General features: G+C 39.2%; 3 protein-coding genes. 2 read left to right on the forward strand and 1 reads right to left on the reverse strand.

All coding sequences use genetic code 11. The features are described 5' to 3' along the window. Positions 1 to 273: 273 nt before the first annotated feature. A complete protein-coding gene (gene cra, locus CBG25_RS20560; RefSeq protein WP_290608937.1) occupies positions 274 to 1,281 on the forward strand; it encodes a catabolite repressor/activator in 1,008 nt (335 codons plus the stop codon). A 565-nt stretch (positions 1,282 to 1,846) separates the two neighbouring features. On the opposite strand, the gene CBG25_RS20565 is transcribed toward cra, so the two are convergent. After that, a complete protein-coding gene (locus tag CBG25_RS20565; RefSeq protein WP_290607254.1) occupies positions 1,847 to 1,999 on the reverse strand; it encodes a hypothetical protein in 153 nt (50 codons plus the stop codon). Between the two features lie 41 nt (positions 2,000 to 2,040). On the opposite strand from CBG25_RS20565, the gene CBG25_RS20570 reads away from it, so the two are divergent. Continuing rightward, the coding region (locus tag CBG25_RS20570; RefSeq protein WP_366212786.1) for a reverse transcriptase N-terminal domain-containing protein at positions 2,041 to 2,200 on the forward strand (160 nt) is incomplete at its 3' end.

A 2,200-nucleotide genomic window follows, 5' to 3' on the forward strand; every position in this document is an offset into this window, starting at 1 on the left:
AAACGATTATCTCGTAACAGCCGCTCTTTGTTGATCATTTCAAACCTTTATTCTCTAAGTTAAACCTCTTTTTATTCTCAATAGCGTGACAAAAAATGCAAGTCTCTATTCAGCAACTAGTTTTATGTACCAAGACCAAATTCTAATAGGGTTTTCATGGTGAAAAAAAAGCAAATTTTGCGGTGAAAATATCTCTTCAGCAAGTTAAAATGGAGCAACATTTATTGTCTCAAGCTTTTGAGACTTTTCCTGTTTGTAAAAGGGGTCATCAACGTGAAATTGGATGAAATTGCCCGTCTAGCCGGAGTTTCTGGCACAACCGCCAGTTATGTTATCAATGGTAAAGCTAAACAGTATCGAGTCAGTGATAAGACTGTTGAAAGAGTGATGTCTGTTGTTAAGGAACATAACTATTATCCAAATGCGGTTGCTGCAGGTCTTCGAGCTGGCCGTACCCATTCAATTGGTTTGGTGATCCCAGATTTAGAAAATACTAGTTATACACGGATTGCAAATTATCTTGAGCGTAAGGCACGTCAATGTGGGTATCAGTTACTTATTGCCTGCTCTGAGGATCAACCAGATAATGAAACTCGGTGTATCGAACACTTACTAAAGCGTCAGGTGGATGCAATCATTGTTTCTACCGCTTTAGCCCCGGAACATCCCTTTTATCAGCGCTGGACTAACCGTTCACTACCCATTATTGCTTTAGATCGCGCATTAGAACAGCAGCATTTTATTAGTGTTGTTGGTGATGATTTACAAGATGCCAAAATGTTAGCGACTGAATTACACAAATTTTCGGTTAAAAAAGTTCTCTATTTAGGTGCGCTACCAGAGCTTTCTGTTAGCTTATTACGTGAACAGGGATTTAGAGAATCTTGGCAAGATAATTCACATTCTGTCACTTATTTATATACGAGTAGTTATGAACGTCATGCTGCTGAAGAAATTTTTGCGCAGTGGTTAAATCATAATGAAATGCCGGAAGCGTTTTTTACAACATCATTTTCTCTGTTACAAGGAGTAATGGACGTGATGTTAAAGCGTAATGGGCAATTAGCAAATGATATTGTGATTGCAACTTTTGGTGATAATGAATTGTTAGATTTTTTTACTTGTCCAGTATTATCGGTTGTTCAACGTCACCAAGCTATTGCTGATAAAATAATAGAACTGGTATTAGCCAGTTTAAGTGAAAATAATAAGCCAAGCATTGGTGTAACACGTATCCAGCGTGACCTATGTAGAAGAGGTAGCTTAAGCCGTAAAATTTAACTTAAGTTAAAAATTATTTAATCAAATTTAAAAAATGCGCTATTAAAATGACGTATTTTTTAAAAATTAATAAACTAATAACAATAAATAGTAATAATTCGGATAATTCCTAATAAAATTGTTTCGAATAATAAGATTCACACATAAAATAGTCACGGACTGATTAGAATATTTTTGTGGGACATGAAGTCGCTTAGAGAATTGCTTTGCTTGTAGAATAACACACTGACAAAGCCCGTTGTTCCGTCAACGGTAGCCTACTAACCCAGGCGAGATAGGTAACTAACTGGTCTGAAGCGGTTGGGACAATGTAGTAAGAGCTGTGAGTACCAATACGGCTTGCACGCTAGGCTTGATGGTATGGTTAACTTATGTGAACTGTTAAATAAACGTCGTCATCTAAAAACAGCCAAAGGTACTGACAGGCTGTGGCCAAAAGGCAAAGTAGCTGGATATTCCTTTTGAAGCTGGGAATACACGGACAAAGTAAGCTATCGGCGAAGTAGACAGAACCTAACCCATTGTGTTTTCTGAGTGGAACATGGTAAGCCCGTATCTCCGCCTCTTAGGCAGGTAAACCGCAAGGGATGCTGTTGGTGGTGCGGGTAAAGGATGGTGGAAAAAGCGAAGGCCGTTCTGTAATAGAACGAATAGGGTTTGAGCAGACACGCAACATCAACCCACGCGAAAGCGGGCTGACTTCCACTTGGTCTCTCATCACGAGAATATTGGTAGAACTTTTAAAAGCAGGAATCGCAAATGACCATCAGGTACAACATGGGTGCACCTGCTCACTGTACAACGCAATGGAGCCAAATTAACTGGTATCATTGTCGTCGAGAAGTGAGAAAGCTACAAGTGCGTATCGTGAAGGCAGTGAAGGAAAGTCGTTGGCACAAAGTGAAAGCTTTGCAATGGC

The organism is Arsenophonus sp. ENCA, assembly GCF_002287155.1.
Lineage (GTDB): Bacteria > Pseudomonadota > Gammaproteobacteria > Enterobacterales > Enterobacteriaceae > Arsenophonus > Arsenophonus nilaparvatae.

Coding starts and splice junctions, on each gene's coding strand:
- CBG25_RS20565 (WP_290607254.1), bottom strand. CDS start 1,999: ATGAGAGACCAAGTGGAAGTCAGCCCGCTTTCGCGTGGGTTGATGTTG.